The organism is Epibacterium ulvae (assembly GCF_900102795.1).
Classification (GTDB): domain Bacteria; phylum Pseudomonadota; class Alphaproteobacteria; order Rhodobacterales; family Rhodobacteraceae; genus Epibacterium; species Epibacterium ulvae.
The window spans coordinates 62,036-78,932 of the sequence record NZ_FMWG01000004.1; the positions used below are offsets into that span (position 1 = coordinate 62,036).

The 16,897-nt window shown below is 52.1% G+C and carries 17 protein-coding genes; 13 read left to right on the top strand and 4 right to left on the bottom strand.

All coding sequences use genetic code 11. The annotated features are described in order from the left end of the window. Nucleotide 1: 1 nt before the first annotated feature. The 10 genes from BLP79_RS07365 (at nucleotide 2) to BLP79_RS07410 (ending at nucleotide 9,760) form a co-directional block, all read left to right on the top strand. The gene (locus BLP79_RS07365) at nucleotides 2-886 is read left to right on the top strand and encodes a MurR/RpiR family transcriptional regulator (protein ID WP_090217751.1); all 885 of its coding nucleotides are present in this window, start codon (nucleotides 2-4) and stop codon (nucleotides 884-886) included. Further along, nucleotides 883-1,983: an aromatic ring-hydroxylating oxygenase subunit alpha gene (locus BLP79_RS07370; protein ID WP_090217753.1), complete on the top strand. Its 1,101-nt coding sequence runs from the start codon at nucleotides 883-885 to the stop codon at nucleotides 1,981-1,983. The genes BLP79_RS07365 and BLP79_RS07370 overlap by 4 nt, the downstream gene beginning before the upstream one ends. A 57-nt stretch (nucleotides 1,984-2,040) precedes the next feature. Then, nucleotides 2,041-3,489, top strand: a complete 1,449-nt coding sequence (locus tag BLP79_RS07375; RefSeq protein WP_090217754.1) for an aldehyde dehydrogenase family protein — start codon at nucleotides 2,041-2,043, stop codon at nucleotides 3,487-3,489. Nucleotides 3,490-3,495: 6 nt separating this feature from the next. Next, entirely contained in the window at nucleotides 3,496-4,731 is a 1,236-nt protein-coding gene (locus tag BLP79_RS07380; protein WP_090217756.1) for a Coenzyme F420 hydrogenase/dehydrogenase, beta subunit C-terminal domain, read from the top strand. Continuing rightward, nucleotides 4,721-5,104 (top strand): carboxymuconolactone decarboxylase family protein, encoded by a 384-nt coding sequence (locus tag BLP79_RS07385; protein ID WP_090217757.1) that lies wholly within the window; start codon nucleotides 4,721-4,723, stop codon nucleotides 5,102-5,104. Before BLP79_RS07380 ends, BLP79_RS07385 begins: the two co-directional genes overlap by 11 nt. Nucleotides 5,105-5,111: 7 nt before the next feature. After that, nucleotides 5,112-5,429 (top strand): 2Fe-2S iron-sulfur cluster-binding family protein, encoded by a 318-nt coding sequence (locus BLP79_RS07390; protein ID WP_090217759.1) that lies wholly within the window; start codon nucleotides 5,112-5,114, stop codon nucleotides 5,427-5,429. A 211-nt stretch (nucleotides 5,430-5,640) separates the two neighbouring features. Then, nucleotides 5,641-6,543: a MurR/RpiR family transcriptional regulator gene (locus tag BLP79_RS07395; RefSeq protein WP_090217761.1), complete on the top strand. Its 903-nt coding sequence runs from the start codon at nucleotides 5,641-5,643 to the stop codon at nucleotides 6,541-6,543. A gap of 85 nt (nucleotides 6,544-6,628) precedes the next feature. After that, a complete protein-coding gene (locus tag BLP79_RS07400) occupies nucleotides 6,629-7,597 on the top strand; it encodes an ABC transporter substrate-binding protein (protein WP_232716388.1) in 969 nt (322 codons plus the stop codon). Between the two features lie 67 nt (nucleotides 7,598-7,664). Beyond that, nucleotides 7,665-8,702, top strand: a complete 1,038-nt coding sequence (locus tag BLP79_RS07405) for an ABC transporter permease (RefSeq protein ID WP_090217762.1) — start codon at nucleotides 7,665-7,667, stop codon at nucleotides 8,700-8,702. A 2-nt stretch (nucleotides 8,703-8,704) separates the two neighbouring features. Beyond that, a complete protein-coding gene (locus BLP79_RS07410; RefSeq protein ID WP_090217764.1) occupies nucleotides 8,705-9,760 on the top strand; it encodes a betaine/proline/choline family ABC transporter ATP-binding protein in 1,056 nt (351 codons plus the stop codon). A 136-nt stretch (nucleotides 9,761-9,896) separates the two neighbouring features. On the opposite strand, the gene BLP79_RS07415 is transcribed toward BLP79_RS07410, so the two are convergent. Further along, on the bottom strand, nucleotides 9,897-10,796 hold the full coding sequence (locus tag BLP79_RS07415) for a LysR family transcriptional regulator (RefSeq protein ID WP_139163179.1): 900 nt from the start codon (nucleotides 10,794-10,796) through the stop codon (nucleotides 9,897-9,899). A gap of 98 nt (nucleotides 10,797-10,894) precedes the next feature. On the opposite strand from BLP79_RS07415, the gene BLP79_RS07420 reads away from it, so the two are divergent. Genes BLP79_RS07420 through BLP79_RS07430 form a run of 3 tightly spaced genes read left to right on the top strand, consistent with a single transcriptional unit; the run spans nucleotide 10,895 to nucleotide 14,256 of the window. Continuing rightward, nucleotides 10,895-11,731: a hypothetical protein gene (locus tag BLP79_RS07420; RefSeq protein ID WP_090217767.1), complete on the top strand. Its 837-nt coding sequence runs from the start codon at nucleotides 10,895-10,897 to the stop codon at nucleotides 11,729-11,731. 2 nt (nucleotides 11,732-11,733) lie between these two features. Beyond that, entirely contained in the window at nucleotides 11,734-12,486 is a 753-nt protein-coding gene (locus BLP79_RS07425) for a sulfotransferase-like domain-containing protein (RefSeq protein ID WP_090217769.1), read from the top strand. A 12-nt stretch (nucleotides 12,487-12,498) separates the two neighbouring features. After that, nucleotides 12,499-14,256 (top strand): bifunctional sulfate adenylyltransferase/adenylylsulfate kinase, encoded by a 1,758-nt coding sequence (locus BLP79_RS07430; RefSeq protein WP_090217770.1) that lies wholly within the window; start codon nucleotides 12,499-12,501, stop codon nucleotides 14,254-14,256. A 220-nt stretch (nucleotides 14,257-14,476) separates the two neighbouring features. Here BLP79_RS07430 and BLP79_RS07435 read toward each other — a convergent pair whose 3' ends face one another. From BLP79_RS07435 to BLP79_RS07445, 3 genes are all read right to left on the bottom strand, one after another. Then, nucleotides 14,477-15,706 carry a type II toxin-antitoxin system HipA family toxin gene (locus tag BLP79_RS07435; RefSeq protein ID WP_170830461.1) on the bottom strand — a complete coding sequence of 410 codons (1,230 nt, stop codon included), beginning with the start codon at nucleotides 15,704-15,706 and terminating at the stop codon, nucleotides 14,477-14,479. Continuing rightward, a complete protein-coding gene (locus BLP79_RS07440) occupies nucleotides 15,703-16,011 on the bottom strand; it encodes a helix-turn-helix domain-containing protein (RefSeq protein WP_090217772.1) in 309 nt (102 codons plus the stop codon). The genes BLP79_RS07435 and BLP79_RS07440 overlap by 4 nt, the downstream gene beginning before the upstream one ends. Before the next feature lie 244 nt (nucleotides 16,012-16,255). Then, nucleotides 16,256-16,855: a pyridoxamine 5'-phosphate oxidase family protein gene (locus BLP79_RS07445; RefSeq protein WP_090217773.1), complete on the bottom strand. Its 600-nt coding sequence runs from the start codon at nucleotides 16,853-16,855 to the stop codon at nucleotides 16,256-16,258. Between the last annotated feature and the right edge of the window lie 42 nt (nucleotides 16,856-16,897).

Genomic DNA, 16,897 nt, shown 5'->3' on the forward strand with positions numbered 1-16,897 from the left:
TATGAACCAGAACGTTTCAACAAAAGTGCTAGACCGATTGTCTAAGGAATTGGATGAGCTGACACCCGAAGCGCAAAAAGCTGCGCGCTATGTGCTTGAAAACCCAAGAGATGTTGGGGTTTCAACTGTGCGAGAAATCGCAGATGCGGCAAATGTAAAGCCTAACACAGTGGTGAGAATGGCGCGCCAAGTCGGCTTCGATGGCTATGACGACTTCCGTGAACCCTTCCGCGAAGCGATTCGAAATGGCGAAGCCTCTTTCCCAGATCGCGTTCGCTGGCTGCAAGATGTGCAGAAAAAAGGCGAAATGGGACATTTGTACGCTGATATGATTTCAGGTGCGATTAAAAATATCGAAGAAACTTTTGCAGGCATTACCGAAGGCGATCTACAGGCCGCAGCTTCTACGATTTGGAATTGCCGAAATGTGTATACCTATGGCGTCGGCGTCAATCACTCCAATGCCAGCAACTTCACATATCTCGCCCGCACCGGGATGGTTCAGTTTTATGCCGTCCCAAGAGCCGGGTCGAATGCCACAGATGACCTCGCATGGGCTGATGAAAGAGATGTGCTGATCGCAATTACATGCAAGCCCTATCGCAGCGATGTCGTCCAAGCCGTGAAAGAGGCCAAACAACAAGGCGTCAAGATCATCGCTCTGTCCGATAGCCCCGCTTCGCCTATTGCACGGATGGCGGATCACACCTTCCAGCTGTCCGTCGAAACGCCTCAGTTTTTCCCGTCCTCCGTAAGCATCATCGCCTTGCTCGAAACATTGCTCAGCTTTGTGATCGCAACATCGACGGATCGAGTCGTGGAGCGGGTCGAAAAATTTCACCAACGCCGTCTGCAACTTGGCTACTATGAAGAGGAAAATAAATGAACGTAGCTGTTACACATTCACTGGATGCGCATTACTATACTTCTGATGACATTTTTCAGAAAGAACTGAACGGTCTTTTGGCGCGAACGTGGCAGTTCGCTGGCCATTCTGCAGACATCCCGAATGTGGGCGATTATTTTGCCTTTGAAGTTGCAGGACAAAGCCTCTTTGCAATTCGTGGCCGTGACAATGTTATTCGCACTTTCTTCAACGTCTGCCAGCACCGGGCCCATGAGATGGTGTCTGGCACAGGTAACACGCGCGTCGTCGTGTGCCCTTATCATCAATGGACATATGAGCTAACGGGCGGTCTACGAGCCGGACCAAATATCAAGAATGTTCCAGGGTTTGATCGTAGCAAGATTTGCCTGACCGAAGTACGGACCGAAGATTTTTTGGGTTTTATCTTCGTCAATCTGGACAATGAAGCCGCCCCAATGGACGAATGGTATCCAGGTGTGCGCGAAGAAATCTCTGAATTCGTGCCGCACATCGACACCTTGGCCCCGCTTGAATGGGTGGAAATTCCAGAAAACTGCAATTGGAAATGCTCCATCGAAAACTATTCAGAGTGTTACCATTGCCCCTCCAACCACCCGACCTTCGCCGAAGGGGTGGTCAAACCGGAAACCTATGACATTCAGCCTGCCAAAGACGGTTATGTGCTGCGCCACACAACCGAATGTCAGTCTTTGGAAAAGATGACCTATCCGGTTGATCTCGAAAGCAACGCACATGCCGGCGATTATCAAAGTTGGTTTCTATGGCCGATGTTCAGCTTCCAGTGTTACCCGGGCAATGTCCTAAATACCTATCACTGGCGTGCAAATACGGTTGACACTTGCACCGTCTGGCGTGGCTGGTTCACTGAAAACGGGCACGAAAGCGATGTGATCCGCAATCTCGCCATTCAGGACCGGGAAACCACCGTGGAAGAAGACATCCGTCTGGTGGAATCCGTTCACCGCGGATTGAAATCCAAAGGCTATGTCCCCGGTCCCCTGGTTCTGGACCCGAATTGTGGCGTCTTGAGCGAACATTCCGTCGCAAGGCTCCAGCAATGGATGCGCGAAGCCGTAGACCAACCCGCGTCCTAATTCAAATCAGTCAAAAGCAGCCGAGCACAGATGATTTACCCTCGGCAGGAGAAATTCATGAGTTCTATAAAGGCCTTCTGGCCGAATTATATCGATGGTGAATGGGTCGACGGCGGCGCAGGCCGGATAGATGTCATCAACCCTGGCACTGGTGAAAAGCTGGCAGAACAGGCAGCGGCAGATGCCGCCGATGTCGATCGTGCGGTTCAAGCCGCTCAACGCGTTCATATATCTGGTGCTCTTTCGGGCCTTAGACCGGTTGAACGTGGCCGCATGGTGCAAGCCATGGGTCGGTTTTTGCTGACTCATATCGACGAAATCGCCGAGGTACTCACACTCGAACAGGGCAAACCTCTTTGGGAAAGCCGGATCGAAATCGAAGGCGCGGCCCGATATTTTGAATATTATGGCAATCAAGCGGAAACCGTTGAAGGTCGTTCAATCCCATTGGGCGCAGATTACTTCGACTTTACGACCTACGAACCATACGGCGTTTCGGCACAGATTATCCCGTGGAATTATCCAGTTGAAATGACGGCCCGTTCTTTGTCAGCAGCTCTCGCGACAGGCAACACGGTTGTGATCAAAACGCCAGAGCTCACCCCACTGACCAACGCATGGTTTGCCCATGCCGCTGAATCCGTTGGCCTGCCAAAAGGTACCGTGAATATCCTATGCGGCTTGGGCCATACAGCCGGTGCTGCACTATCGGCGCACCCATTGGTCAATCAGATCGTCTTTACAGGATCCGTCCCAACGGGGATCGCAATCGCGACTGCAGCGGCGCAAAACGTGGTCCCATGTGTTTTAGAACTGGGCGGCAAATCTGCTGCGGTGGTTTATGATGATGCCGACCTAGACGCCTTCACCAATGATGTGCGCTGGGGAATTTTCTTCAACGCAGGGCAAGTTTGCTCAGCAATGTCTCGCGTGATCGTACACGAAAGCGTTCATTCCGAATTGCTTGAACGATTGTCTGCCATGGCATCTGATCTGGTGGTTCAGCCAGGTATCGAAAGCCCGGAATTCGGATCAAACATGGGTGCTATGGTCAGCGAAGCGCAGCGTGATCGCGCTTTTAAAATGGTCGATCAGGCAATTCATCAGGGCGGCAAAGCCGTGATTGGTGGAAACAAGCTGAACAGACCAGGTGCCTTCCTAGAGCCAACAATTCTGGACGTTGCCCCAGATGTAACCATCGCACAGGAAGAAGCCTTTGCACCTGTTCTATCTGTTCTGAAATTTCAGAGCGATGAAGAGGCCATAAGGATTGCAAACGGCACCCCATATGGGTTGGTCGGCGGCGTCTTCACCAAAGATATCAACCGGGCAACCAAAGTTGCGCGTGACATGCGCGCTGGTCAGATTTTTGTAAACGAATGGTATGCTGGCGGGGTCGAAACGCCGTTTGGGGGCTATGGCAAATCTGGTTATGGCCGGGAAAAAGGGCGCGAAGCGCTTTGGAACTATGTACAGACCAAAAACATCGCAATCAAATTAGCCTAATCATCCATGAAGCATCCGCAATCAGTAAAAGACGTTGTGAATGCCGGGCTTTGCATCGGTTGCGGCCTGTGCGAGGCGTTGGCTCCACGTCGTTGGAAGATGGCCTATACCGATGCGGGGCGTTTGCGCCCTGCTTTGGTTGGGCCGGGTTCAGATGCGGAGATATTGAAGGCCTGTCCCGGTGCAGTTGCGGTACCTAATCGGGAAACCGCTAAAAACCTTGACCCCATCTGGGGACATTATCACCGGATGGAGGAGGCTTGGGCCGGTGATCCCGAGAGCCGTTACCGCGCGGCAACCGGTGGTGTGTTAACAGCCTTAGCAAGCCACCTTCTGCACACTGACAAAGCCAAATTTATTCTACATTGCGCCGCAGACCCCGACGCCCCGATGAGGACAAAATGGTGTATCAGTGAAACCCCAAGCCAACTCGTCTCTCGCGCAGGGTCTCGGTATGGGCCAAGCGACACGCTTGCAGGCCTAGAAATCGCACTTGCCAGAAACGAACCCTTTGCAATTATTGCAAAACCCTGTGACGCAGGCGCCGTCCGTGCGCGCGCCAAGATTGATCAGCGATTAAACCAAAACCTCGTCGCACTTCTGGCTTTGGTCTGTGGCGGCGCGTCTGATCTTGGTAAATCCACTGCCGTTTTAGACGAATATGAATTAGCCGAAGATGAGCTGACGCTTTTTCGCTATCGCGGTTATGGCAATCCGGGGCCCACACGGATCGAAACCCGCGATGGCCGCAGTTTTGAAAAGAACTATCCGGAAATGTGGGCGGACGAGAGTGGCTGGCGCATCCAAAGCCGCTGTAAAGTCTGCCCCGATGCACTGGGAGAAGCCGCCGATATTGCCGCAGCAGATATTTGGCCGGGCGCTGTACCAGAAGGCGAAGATGACGGATTTAACGGTGTGATCACGCGTACATCGGCGGGCGAGGCTCTGTACCAGTCCGCTTGCCGTGCAGGTGACCTTCTCACAGGGGCTGCGATCACCCCGCGCGAATTCGACGCCTATCAGCCTCATCAGGTGAATAAAAAACACGCACTGGCCGCACGGCTGCGCGGCATGAACTCCGCTGGTTCAGTGATCTATGCCCATGACCAAGCCCTGCGCATTGCAGAGCTGGATCGTCGCAACAGGAATGAAGAGATCGGTACATGCGATCGCGTCCGCATGGGTCGGTTTTTTGAAGAAGTACAAACGTTTTCCGAAGGAGAAACAGAAAATGAACAATGACCTTTTTGAACATGGCCTGGAGCAACGCAAAGCAACGCTTGGCGCCCAATATGTTGAAAAAAACCTGGCCGCTGCGGACGATTTCACACGCCCATTTCAAGAAGCGATGACCGCATGGTGCTGGGGCTTTGGCTGGGGTGATGACACGATCGACGCAAAAACACGTTCGATGATGAATCTCTCTATGATCGGCGCGCTCGGGAAAATGCATGAGTGGGAAATCCACTTAAAAGGCGCGCTCAACAATGGCGTCACCAAAGAAGAAGTCCAATCCATCATCCATGTGATTGGCATCTATTGTGGTGTTCCTCAGTCATTGGAATGTTTCCGTGTCGCACGCAAAGTGCTGACCGAACGTGGCCTGTTGGACTAAGGATTCGGTGGCTCAGATCACCGATATCGAATTTGATGGCACCTCTCACAAATTCGATATGGCTGTTGGGTCGACAGGCATGAAAAGCGCCCGCGACAATACCATCAAAGGTATTGACGCCGGCTGCAAAGGCATCTGCGCCAGAAGTCACGTTTATATAGACAAGGCTTGGTCAGATCGTCTTCCGTCAAAATCTGAGATCGAGGAAGACATGCGCGACTTTACCTTCAAGCCAGACCTGATGACGTCTCGTCTAACGCGCCAATGGAAAATCACATCAGAACTGAATGGTTCGATTGTGTACCGTCCCGAACCGCAACTCTGAGAAACGGGGCGACTCACCCAAAATTAAGGTGAGTCGTTCCTCAAAAACTGCTGAAAAATTGGGGGCTCCGCCGTTCGATGAGCCTATTTTCTGCACAGCAGCATTCAAAGTCGACACTTTTTTACCCCACCTCGACATGGTTCAAAATTCATCCAAATTCTCGAGTTTGTTTTAGTAGACAGATCACCAAACAAATGTTCTAATTTTTCACATGAATGATTCAAATGTTTGGAAAACGAAAAACTCGACCGCTGAAAAACTGCTCGACCAGCTACAGTCGGACATCAAAAACCTGACTCCTGAACTGCGGAAATTTGCAGGTTACCTTCTTGATAATCCAAATGAAATTTGCATTTCGTCAATTCGAAAAGTTGCCAAAAACGCGCAGGTCAAACCAAACACGCCGGTCCGTCTATCACAACATCTTGGATTGACCAGTTATGATGCCTTTCGCGAAATATTTCGCGAAGACATACGCAAAAGCGCGGCTTCATACCCGGATCGCGCCAAATGGCTGCAAAGCCTCTCTGACCGCGACGAGATGGATTTTCTATATGCTGCCAGCGCGGAGAACGCGCTTCAAAATATCGAAACGTTTTTCACGGAAACCGATCATCTGGCGATGCAAGAAGCCGCAAAGGATATCGTTGCGGCCCGACGGGTTTATGCGCTGGGTGTTGGCGTCAACAACGCAATTGTTCAAAATTTTGCCTATCTGGCAAACATGGCGGTGGACGGTATCCGTGCGCTGCCCAGCGGTGGCAGTCTACCGGTTGATGCGCTGACACGCGCCGATGAAAACGACCTGCTGATCGCCACGAGCTTTCACCCCTACCGGCGGGAAGTCAGCGAAGCGATTTCAGCAGCGCTTCAAAAGGGCCTAAAAGTCATTTCGATCTCGGATCGCCCATCCAGCCCGCTTCTAAGCGGAGCCGCCCACAAGTTTGTGGTCCCCACTTCGACGCCGCAGTTCTTTGTCTCGACCCTTGCATTGACAGCGTTTTTTGAAGTGCTTGTGGGTTTCATCATCGCAGAAGCTGGCGAAGACGTGGTCAACTCGATTCAGGAATACCACGCGCAACGCCGGGCCTTGGGTGTCTACATTGAAGACTGACAAGACCTAAAACCGGCCTCTCTCCAAAACCAAAAAAAGTGCCTCGAAAAGGGGCCAACTCAATAGTCCACCAAGGAGAAAACCTTTGAATACTTATTTGAAACTCACTGCTGCATCCCTCGCTTTGGGCATCTCTGCCTCTGCAGCTGCCGCAGATTGTGGCGAGGTCACGATCACCGAAATGAACTGGTCCTCTGCCGCCATGGTCACGGCCGTATCAAAGTTCTTTCTAGAGCAAGGCTATGGATGCGAGGTGACAGCCCTGCCATCCTCCACGGTACCCGCGGTGACCTCCGTTGCAGAAACCGGACAGCCCGACATTCTGACCGAAATATGGCTGCAAGCAACACCTGCCTATAGCGATCTGGAGAAAGAGGGCAAAATCATCACCGTTGCAAATGTTCTAGAGGACGGTGGCGAAGAAGGGTGGTGGGTGCCCAAATACCTTGTCGATGAACATCCAGAACTCGCAAAATTAGAAGGTGTTTTGGCAAACCCGGAACTCGTTGGCGCGCGGTTCAACAACTGCCCAGAAGGCTGGGGCTGCCGTATTCGTTGGGATAATCTATTGCCAGTCTATGGCGTCGAAGAAGCTGGCATTGAAATCTTCAACCATGGCTCCGGTGAAACACTCGCGGCGTCCATCGCATCCGCCTATGAAAGCAAAGAGCCTTGGTTCGGCTACTACTGGGGGCCAACATCCATTCTTGGCAAATACCCGATGGTTAAAGTGGACCGTGGCCCATACAACGAAGAAGCCTTCACCTGCGCGACCACAGAAGATTGTGCCAATCCACAACCGACGGGTGATGCACCGGCACCGGTTGTCACTGGCGTAACCCCCTCCCTGCAAAAGCGAGAGCCAGAAGTCGTCGAATTCATGAGCAATGTGGTGTTCCCCAACCAAGTGATGTCTCAACTGCTGGCATGGCAGGAGGAAAACAACGCATCTTCAGAAGAAACCGCAGTGTTTTTCCTCACCAATCATCAGGACATCTGGGCCGACTGGCTGAACGATGAGGCAAAATCCAAGCTTGCAGCACTTATCAAGTGAAGCAGCGACCAAGCGAGCAGAAATTACTGCTCGCTTTTGATATTTTCGAACGGCGGGACTAGGCGGAATGACGGATTATTCAGGTACAATTGACGCGCTCGGGCTAAGAGAATGGTGCGATGGGGGTGTCGAGGCTGGCGGTCCGATGACAATGGAGCAGCTGCTCAATGCAACCAACGGCACTGCCACAGATGACAAAGGCTTTTTGTCGACCCCATTTCCATCCTTGGATGTGCTTCACAATGCTTGTGGCGCCATCCCCAGAACACGCGACATGACGGCTGGAATCGAAGACCTCTTTTTAGCAGTCAAAGCCCCGCTCAAGGCTGTTCTTGATCCGATAACGCAACCCCTAAGCTGGGCCTTAGATGGGGCATTGGCAGGCATATTGGCCCTACCTTGGATGGTCACCATCCCTCTGATCATGCTGTTGGTCTTTTATGCGACCCGATCTTTGAAAACCACATTTATGGTTTTCGGAGGTCTTTTGGTTCTCTCACTCATTGATCACTATACCTATGCAATGCAAACCCTTGCGATCATAATGGTGTGCACTGTTATTTCGGTTCTGTTTGGCATTCCCATCGGGATCGCAATGTCGCGCAGTGATCGACTTCAGCGTGTATCGCTGCCGATTTTGGATCTACTTCAAACCCTCCCAACCTTCGTCTATTTGATCCCTCTGATTTTCCTCTTCAGTGTTACCGAAGCCAAGCTTTATGGCATCGCGATTATTCTTTATGCGATTGTACCGGTCATCCGCCTGACAGACTTGGGCATCCGCCTTGTGGACAAAGATGTTTTGGAAGCGGTGGATAGCTTTGGCATGAGCTCTCGCCAGCGTCTCATGGGGGTCGAAATACCGCTCGCCATGCCGAATATTATGGCGGGTGTGAACCAAACCATCATGATGTCCCTCGCGATGGTTGTGATTGCGTCTCTCGTGTCGGCTCCCGGCCTTGGAACGCTGGTGCTGCGCGGCATCAATAAACTCGAACTCGGTGTGGGACTGGTGGCTGGTCTAGGCATCGTGATCCTCGCCATTCTTCTGGACCGCGTCACCAAAACCGCAATGGCACGCGTTAACCGTTCAATGGAGAGCTAATCATGTTTGATCAACAAAGCTCGAAAACCCCAAAAATCGCAATCCGCAATCTGTACAAGATTTTTGGAACCAGTCCAGAAACAATGGTTGATCTTGCCAAGTCTGGAATGGCGAAACCTGAAATGCTGAAACAGCACCAACACGTGCTGGGTTTGGACGATATCAATATCGACATGATGGCCGGGGAAATCACAGTCATTATGGGGCTTTCGGGATCTGGTAAATCTACATTGATCCGTCACTTGAACCGCCTGATCGAACCCACCGATGGTCAGGTTCTATTAGATGGCGAAGACGTCACGCAGCTCTCAGCCTCAGGGCTTCAACAACTGCGTCACAAGAAGATGTCGATGGTGTTTCAAAAATTTGCACTCTTGCCACACCGGACCGTTCTGGAAAATGCAGCACTGGGACCGATTGTGCGGGGCGAACCCGCAGGCCCTGCAAAGGAAAACGCCAAACGTTGGCTCGAACGGGTCGGCCTTGCAGGCTATGAGGCGAACTATCCGCATCAACTGTCCGGCGGCATGCAACAAAGGGTCGGCATTGCACGCGCCCTATGTTCTGAAGCTGAAATCATGTTGATGGACGAAGCCTTTTCGGCGCTGGACCCCATCATTCGCACGGACATGCAAAGCCTGCTTCTTGAACTTCAGGAAGAGCTGCATAAGACGATTATCTTCATCACACATGATCTGGACGAAGCTCTGCGCCTCGCGGATCACCTCGTGGTTCTAAAGGATGGCCGCGTCGTGCAGCAAGGAGAACCGCAAGGGATTATTCTCAATCCCGAAGATGCCTACATTGAGACATTCGTTGGCGATATCAACCGCGCGCGCGTACTCCGCGTGCGCTCTATCCAATCGAGTGATCCAGCCCCTGCCGGATCAGAAACCATATCAGCAACGGCAACGCTCGAAGATGCGATCGAGCGCGCAAAGGGCAACCCTGACGTAATCTTTTCTGTCTCAGAAGGGAATTCCACACAGGGCAGCTTGAATATGCGACACGTTTTCAAATCTCTAGTCCCGCGTCGCCCTAGTGAAGAAACCAACTAACACTGGCTGCAATCCGGCATGTTCAGAAATGTAGTCTCTCTAAAACATGCCGGTTTTCTTGGCGGACGATATAACCTGGCATGCGCGTTGTCAGAGGACCAACAATCATTTGCCAAAGCTGCTTGCAAGCCACAGGCTATTTTCGCTGTAGGTTTTCCAACAAAGCCAAACATTTCTCAGCAAGCGCGTTTTGCGCCCCATACCGCGTCAGGCGGGCAAATAGTTTGGTGTTTTTCGAATGCCATGACACAGGTAACTCAATGAGATCGCCGCGGTTTAAATAGTCATCCACAAATCTGCGCCACCCTAACCCAAGTCCTTGGCCTGAAACTGCGGCCTGAAGCAGATAGACATAGCTGTCAAATTCTTCAGAGACTTGCCAGCCATTATATTCAGGATGCGCTGAACTCCAATCATCCCAATCCATCCAACCATAGTTTTCTTTTTGTAACTTCAACAACATGGGCGGATCACATCGCCCTTCCAAAGCGCGTTGCGCCTGCTCAACTATTTCGGCGCTGCCAACCGGTTTAATTTCTTCGTCGCATACAACGACGTGTTTCCGTTCAGGTGGCTCAGCGGAATATTGAAAGACAATATCCGCCCCGGTTTCAACTGCTGCTTGAAGCAGGTTATATTCAACGGTCATAATGCGCAGCTCCACATCCCGCCCCATTTTTTGACGCAGGGTGGCATATAGCGGCATCAACAACAAATGTGATACGGAATGAGAGCAAACAATCGTCACCCGCTCTTCAACCTGCCGAAGCGACTGAACCGCTGTTTGTAATGCTTCAAGGCTCTGTACCACGCTCGTATAAAACTGACTGCCTTTTGGTGTCAGGCAAATCGGCGATTTGTCCCGATAAAACAATTCCGTCCCGTATCGGATTTCTAAATTTCGGATATGTCGGCTCACTGCGGGCTGAGACGTATTCAATTCTTCTGCTGCGCGCGCAAACCCTTGCAATCGTGCTGCCGCTTCAAAGGCAACAAGAGGGCTGAGTGAGGGAAGATTATACTTTCGAGATGACATATCATTTTTGATATGCTTGGCCGTACGAAAAAGCAATAGAAACACGAAACGCAAACAATCATTCTCTGGCGCAGTAACCAAACGAACAGAGATGTTTCATGACCAAATACGAGAAGCCGACCAAATGGGCGAACCCCAAGGTCAAACTGTTCCCCCATCAGGTGGGTTTCACCTGCCCACCCCATGATTACGACGCGGCACCATCAGATTTCTTGCGCATGTCGCCGCGCAGCGTGGGCGTGCATGGCCGGATGCTACACGTACCGGACTACGCCCACCGGTTAGATCAGAGGAAAAAGAACTTTGGTCTGCTGGAAGAATTCGTCGAATGCATGGCCAACAATGGCGTCGACGTCTGCGGTCAAGTTGGATCAAACTGGGTCCATGCCAGTGGGCTGGGTGTCGAAGGTATTCGACAGCATTGCGAAATGCTGAGCGACAAATACCAAACACCATTTCACATGTCTGGCTACGCAATGGTCGAAGCCCTACGCGACCGGAACGTTGAAAAGGTGGCCCTAAACGCCTGCTACCACCGCGATACCTGGTACCAGGGCACTGTTAACTTTTTGAAAGAAGCTGGGTTTGATGTCGTTTGGGCCGGCAACTTCTTGGATCAGGGCTGGTTTGCCACACAAGACCAAGTCGATGAGTGCATCTGGTGTTTTGACGAAGAACTCATCTGGAAGTCCTTTGATTATACCGCCGAAAAAGCGCCAAATGTGGACGCCTATCTGATCAACGGTATGAGCAATTATCGCCGCGAAAGTGACGGCATTGCCCAGCGTCCAGTTCACTACGAAGTCGAACTCGAAAAACGTCTTGGCACTCCGGTCATCGGCCACGACACCGCCCTTTACTGGCGCATTTACAAAAGCTTGGGCATTGCCCCAGCAACACAACAGGGCAGCTTGCTCTCTTCTTTGAAAGGTTAATCATGCATAAGATTGTAGCTCTGTGGGGCATCCCACGCTCAACCTCTACCGCTTTCGAATGGATGATGCGCCAGCGCGGCGATCTGGATTGCCTGCATGAACCCTTCGGCGAAGCGTGGTATCAGGGTGAAAACCCCATGTGGCCACGGTTTACAACCGGTGCGAAAACAACAGCGGGGCTGACCTTGGAAAGCGTCTGGGACGACATCAAAGCCCGCGCCGAAAAAGGCCCTGTGTTCATTAAGGATTTTCCTCACTATATCAATCATATGTGGGATCCTGAATTTCTGTCGAACTTCACCCACGCCTTCCTGATCCGCGATCCGGCGAAAACGATCACATCATTGTACAACAAATGGCCGGATTTCGACGAACTCGAGGTCGGATTTCCCGAACAACGCGCGTTATTTGACCTGCTGACTGCGCTACACGGCACCCCTCCTCCGGTGATCGACAGTGATGATTTGTTGGAAAATCCCAATGAAATGACAGAAGCGTTCTGTGACTCTGTAGGCATCCCCTTCATCGAAAGCGCCTTGAGCTGGCAGCCGGGTGGCGATCCCTCCGCGCACAGCTGGTGGGATGGCGGCTCATTCCATTCAAACTTGGCGAAATCAACCGGGCTCACCCCACAAAAGCGCAAATATATCGATCTGGACAAGACACCAGAACGCGTACGCCGTGTGCATCATCGAATGAAACCCCATTACGACCATCTGTTCCAACACCGCCTTCGCGTGTCTGAAACCGTTTGAAAGAAGGCCCCAATGAACAAGAAAATTCAAAGTAACTCAAAGTCTTATAAACTTGATTACCCACCTTACGGCCCGATACCCGAACTTTATGTCTCTTATGAGTCAGCCCAAAAGCTGAAAGTAGAGGCCGCAGAACTCACAAGCCATACCCTCACGCCGCGCCAGATTTGTGATCTGGAACTCCTGATGAACGGCGGATTTTACCCGCTAAAGGGATTTCTGTCCGAAGCTGATTATAATGGTGTCGTTGACGACATGCGACTGGCAGATGGCCGCCTGTGGCCCATGCCCATTACCCTTGATGTGTCCGAAGGCTTTGCCGATGCCATTGAGCTGGGCCAAGATATTGCCCTGCGCGATCAGGAAGGCGTCATTCTTGCAACGATGACGGTCACCGACCGCTGGACCCCGGATAAGGCGCGCGAGGCAGAAAAGGTATTCGGAGCCGACGATCAGGCGCATCCTGCGGTGAACTACCTCCATCATGAAGCTGGCAAAGTATATCTGGGTGGACCAGTCACAGGCATTCAAACCCCGGTCCACTATGATTTCAAAGCCCGCCGCGATACCCCCAACGAACTGCGGGCCTTTTTCCGCAAAGTCGGATGGCGCAAAATCGTGGCCTTTCAAACAAGAAATCCATTGCATCGCGCGCATCAAGAATTGACATTTCGTGCCGCAAAGGAAGCAGAAGCAAACCTGTTGATCCATCCAGTGGTGGGCATGACAAAGCCAGGTGATGTGGATCACTTTACCCGTGTCCGCTGCTACGAAGCTGTGTTGGACAAGTACCCCGCCTCAACCACTTCCATGTCACTTCTTAATCTCGCGATGCGTATGGCCGGCCCACGAGAGGCGGTCTGGCATGGGCTTATTCGACGCAACCATGGCTGTACCCATATTATCATTGGTCGCGATCACGCTGGCCCAGGGAAAAACAGCCAGGGCGATGATTTCTATGGCCCTTATGACGCGCAGGATCTGTTTAATGCTCATAAGGAAGAAATCGGCATCGAAATGGTCGATTTCAAACACATGGTCTACGTGCAGGAACGCGCGCAATATGAACCAGCTGATGAAATCACAGATAAGGACAAGGTGACAATTCTGAATATTTCAGGAACTGAACTGCGCCGCAGGTTGGCGGAAGGGCTGGAAATTCCAGAATGGTTCAGTTTTCCTGAAGTTGTTACAGAACTCAGAAAAACCAAGCCACCGCGCGCGAAACAAGGGTTTACCGTCTTTTTCACCGGGTTTTCGGGATCGGGAAAATCGACCATTGCAAATGCGCTTATGATGAAACTCATGGAAATGGGGGGGCGACCGGTGACATTGCTGGATGGCGATCTTGTACGCAAAAACCTCTCTTCCGAACTCGGGTTTTCAAAAGAGCATCGCGATCTGAATATTCGTCGCATTGGTTATGTTGCATCCGAAATTACCAAAAATGGCGGCATCGCCATCTGCGCCCCAATTGCACCCTATGCCACAACGCGCCGCGCTGTGCGCGAAGACATTGAAGCCTTTGGCGCCTTTGTCGAAGTCCATATTGCAACCACAATCGAAGAATGCGAACGGCGCGACCGGAAAGGCCTTTATAAACTCGCCCGTGCCGGAAAAATCAAAGAGTTCACAGGTATTTCCGACCCATATGATGTGCCACAAACGCCAGAGCTACGCTTGGAAACCGAAGGCACTGATGTCGACAATTGCGCCCATCAGGTGGTGCTCAAGCTTGAGCAGATGGGGCTGATCTCTGGCGCATGGTAGGAACAAGGTGACGGATTAAGCCGCCATTGGTCCTAAGACCATACCGTGGACCACGCCCAAGTGAACACAAATGAAAGTCAGGCATCCATAACTGATCAGACAAATCAGCGGGGCCTGACATCCCCTACTCTAGTTCAGACATAAATCAGTGCACTTCAAACATATAACATTTTAAAATCAATGTATTAAAGAGATTTCAGCGCGCATTCAGGCACAAATACTATTCCCAGCCTCTGGCCTCTGCCATTTTGCTATAAATATCCTGCAGCAGCCGCTCAGGCACCTGATGTTTTGCCGCCATTTCCGGCCAGCAGCTCAGGGCGGCATCCACCGCGTCAATGATTTCATCACGTCGCTTGGCGCGGATACCCCCAACCTCTGCCACTTTCGAAAACGCCGCCCGCCCGGGGAACCGCCCTTCCCCGGCAATAGCCATGGAATGCTCTCCCCCGGGTCCCAAATCAAAGGTGACGTCAAAAGCGGGGGCAAGCTGCCAGCTGCCGCTCATATCCATCAAAAACGCATGATTGCGAATATGGTCATCCCGGCTTATGGCACGCACGTTAAACACCATTCGACGGAACAGTTCTTCGGCGGTGTCCGCCTTGTTGCGGCAGATCCCCTTGGCCAATCGCATCAACTCCAGATAGTCGAACACGCCGTGCTGCAACCCGGTGTCCAACAGCCCCGCAACAGAGGCCATATGCACCCGCCTGCCCGCTTCCCGGTCAAACCGTTGTGTCCCAAAGAAACGCTCCTGTTTTCCCTCAAGCGCAAACATCGGCCGGGAGGTGATCCCCGCCACACGCATCATCTCCCCATAGGCAAGTTCCACTTCGATGGAACCCTTTGCATCCATCGATCCCCGGCCCTTGATCAACACAGGCGTCCAGCCCTGCTCCCAGCTGCAGCGGTGATCTCTCAGCGTCACACCATCCTCTGCAATCTGCGCCATGAACTTTGGTCGCGCACCCTGGCTGCCACCACTCAGCGCGCGCAGGCGTTGCAGCACATCGATATCGCTGATCTCTTCGATCCGCGCGACATTGTGTTCAAACCAGCCAAGATCAATATCAGAACGCTCAGCGGGTGTGGTGCTTGGGCGATACGTCAGCGCCCCCATGCCATGACATCCAACAAAGGCAAGCCGCTGCATATCATCCAGCTCAGTCGTAGAGGCCCCCGTCGCGCGGATCTCGCGGTCCAGCAGCAACCGCCCCCAACCATCGGGCAAGCTATCTTCAAAAACCCCCGGCAGACCACGCGCACCACGTAAAAGCCCCACCATCCGCCGCGCTTTTACGGGCCAGATCAGCAGCGGAGAATTGGCAAATTCGCTATCCCATTCAAACGCAAATCCCCGGCGGGTGGGATCACGGCCAAGCTGTCCAATCGGAGTGGCATGGGAGCTGTCGTCAAAGGCCAGCGTCACATTCAGACGATCGATCATGATGTCCTCCGCGCGCGTCGCCGTGCTGTGGTGCTTTGTTCAAGCTCTTCTAGGCTGGTATAATCCGGAGCGGGGAAAAGCGTGTGAAACCCGTCGAGTGCATCAAGAGCTTCGGCAATTGCCAGAAGGTTGGCGAGACTGGTAGAGCCATCCTTTTCGAACCGCTTCAACGTGGCGATTGAAACCCCGCTACGCGCCGCAACGTCCTGCTGGGTGATGTTCAAGGACAGCCGCCGGGCTTTGGCGGATTGGGCAATGGTCTGTTGCACATCACTAGCGGTTTGCAGCCCTGCAAGAAGTTTCATATATGACCTCTTAAATCACATATCAGACGTTATAGCATCAAATTTGATCCCTTAATAGATCTTTCAGAACTTCTAATTCACAGAGTTCAAAATCGTGATTTTTTTACCCCGCTCTTGAAATTTTGCGTACAAGTGCCCTCACCATGGGCGCAGGAGAAAAACAAAAAAGGCTGGCGCTTGGCAACCCCCCACGCAAGGAGAGCGGATCGCGTTATAGCCGCCACCGGTGCTTATTCTGGCCAGATCAAGATGACCCCTCAAGCGCTTCTTTAATACCTGGTTTGCTTTTCCACGCGGGCACCGGCTGATCTTCCCCCTCTTTGGGGATATGTGCAGAGGCTTCGACCAGTTTCATCTCAGGAATGTAGCGCGGGCAATTCAGATAGATGTGATGGGTCGTCACCTCGACCAAACGTTTTGCACCGGGAAATTCTGTCAGCCGTGGATGATCATCATGCACCTGTGCTGTGCCGTTAATCCGCACACGTAAGTACCGTTTGCCTTCCTCAGCCTCAAATCGCATGAACAACATGCCAATGTTTGGATTGTCCTCGATATTGCCCAGCGACTTATACATCCGGTTGCCATCAAAATCCGGGAAAACAAGTGTGTTCGACCCGGTGATTTTGACAAACCCTTTCGGCCCCCCCTTAAATGAGCAATCCGTGTTTTCGCCCGCGGATGTTGCGAGAAAAAAATATGTCGATTCTGCAATAAAATCACGATACCCGAATTGATCATCGTCAAAGTTGGTCACCTTAGTGGCTTTGTTGATCAGATCAGCGACTTTGCGCGCGTTATACCGATCTTGCAGCGTGCGGCTGCCCTCCCCAAACATCTCCATGATGTGTTTCCTTTTTCGAAATAAAAGTTGGGCCGGCACAAG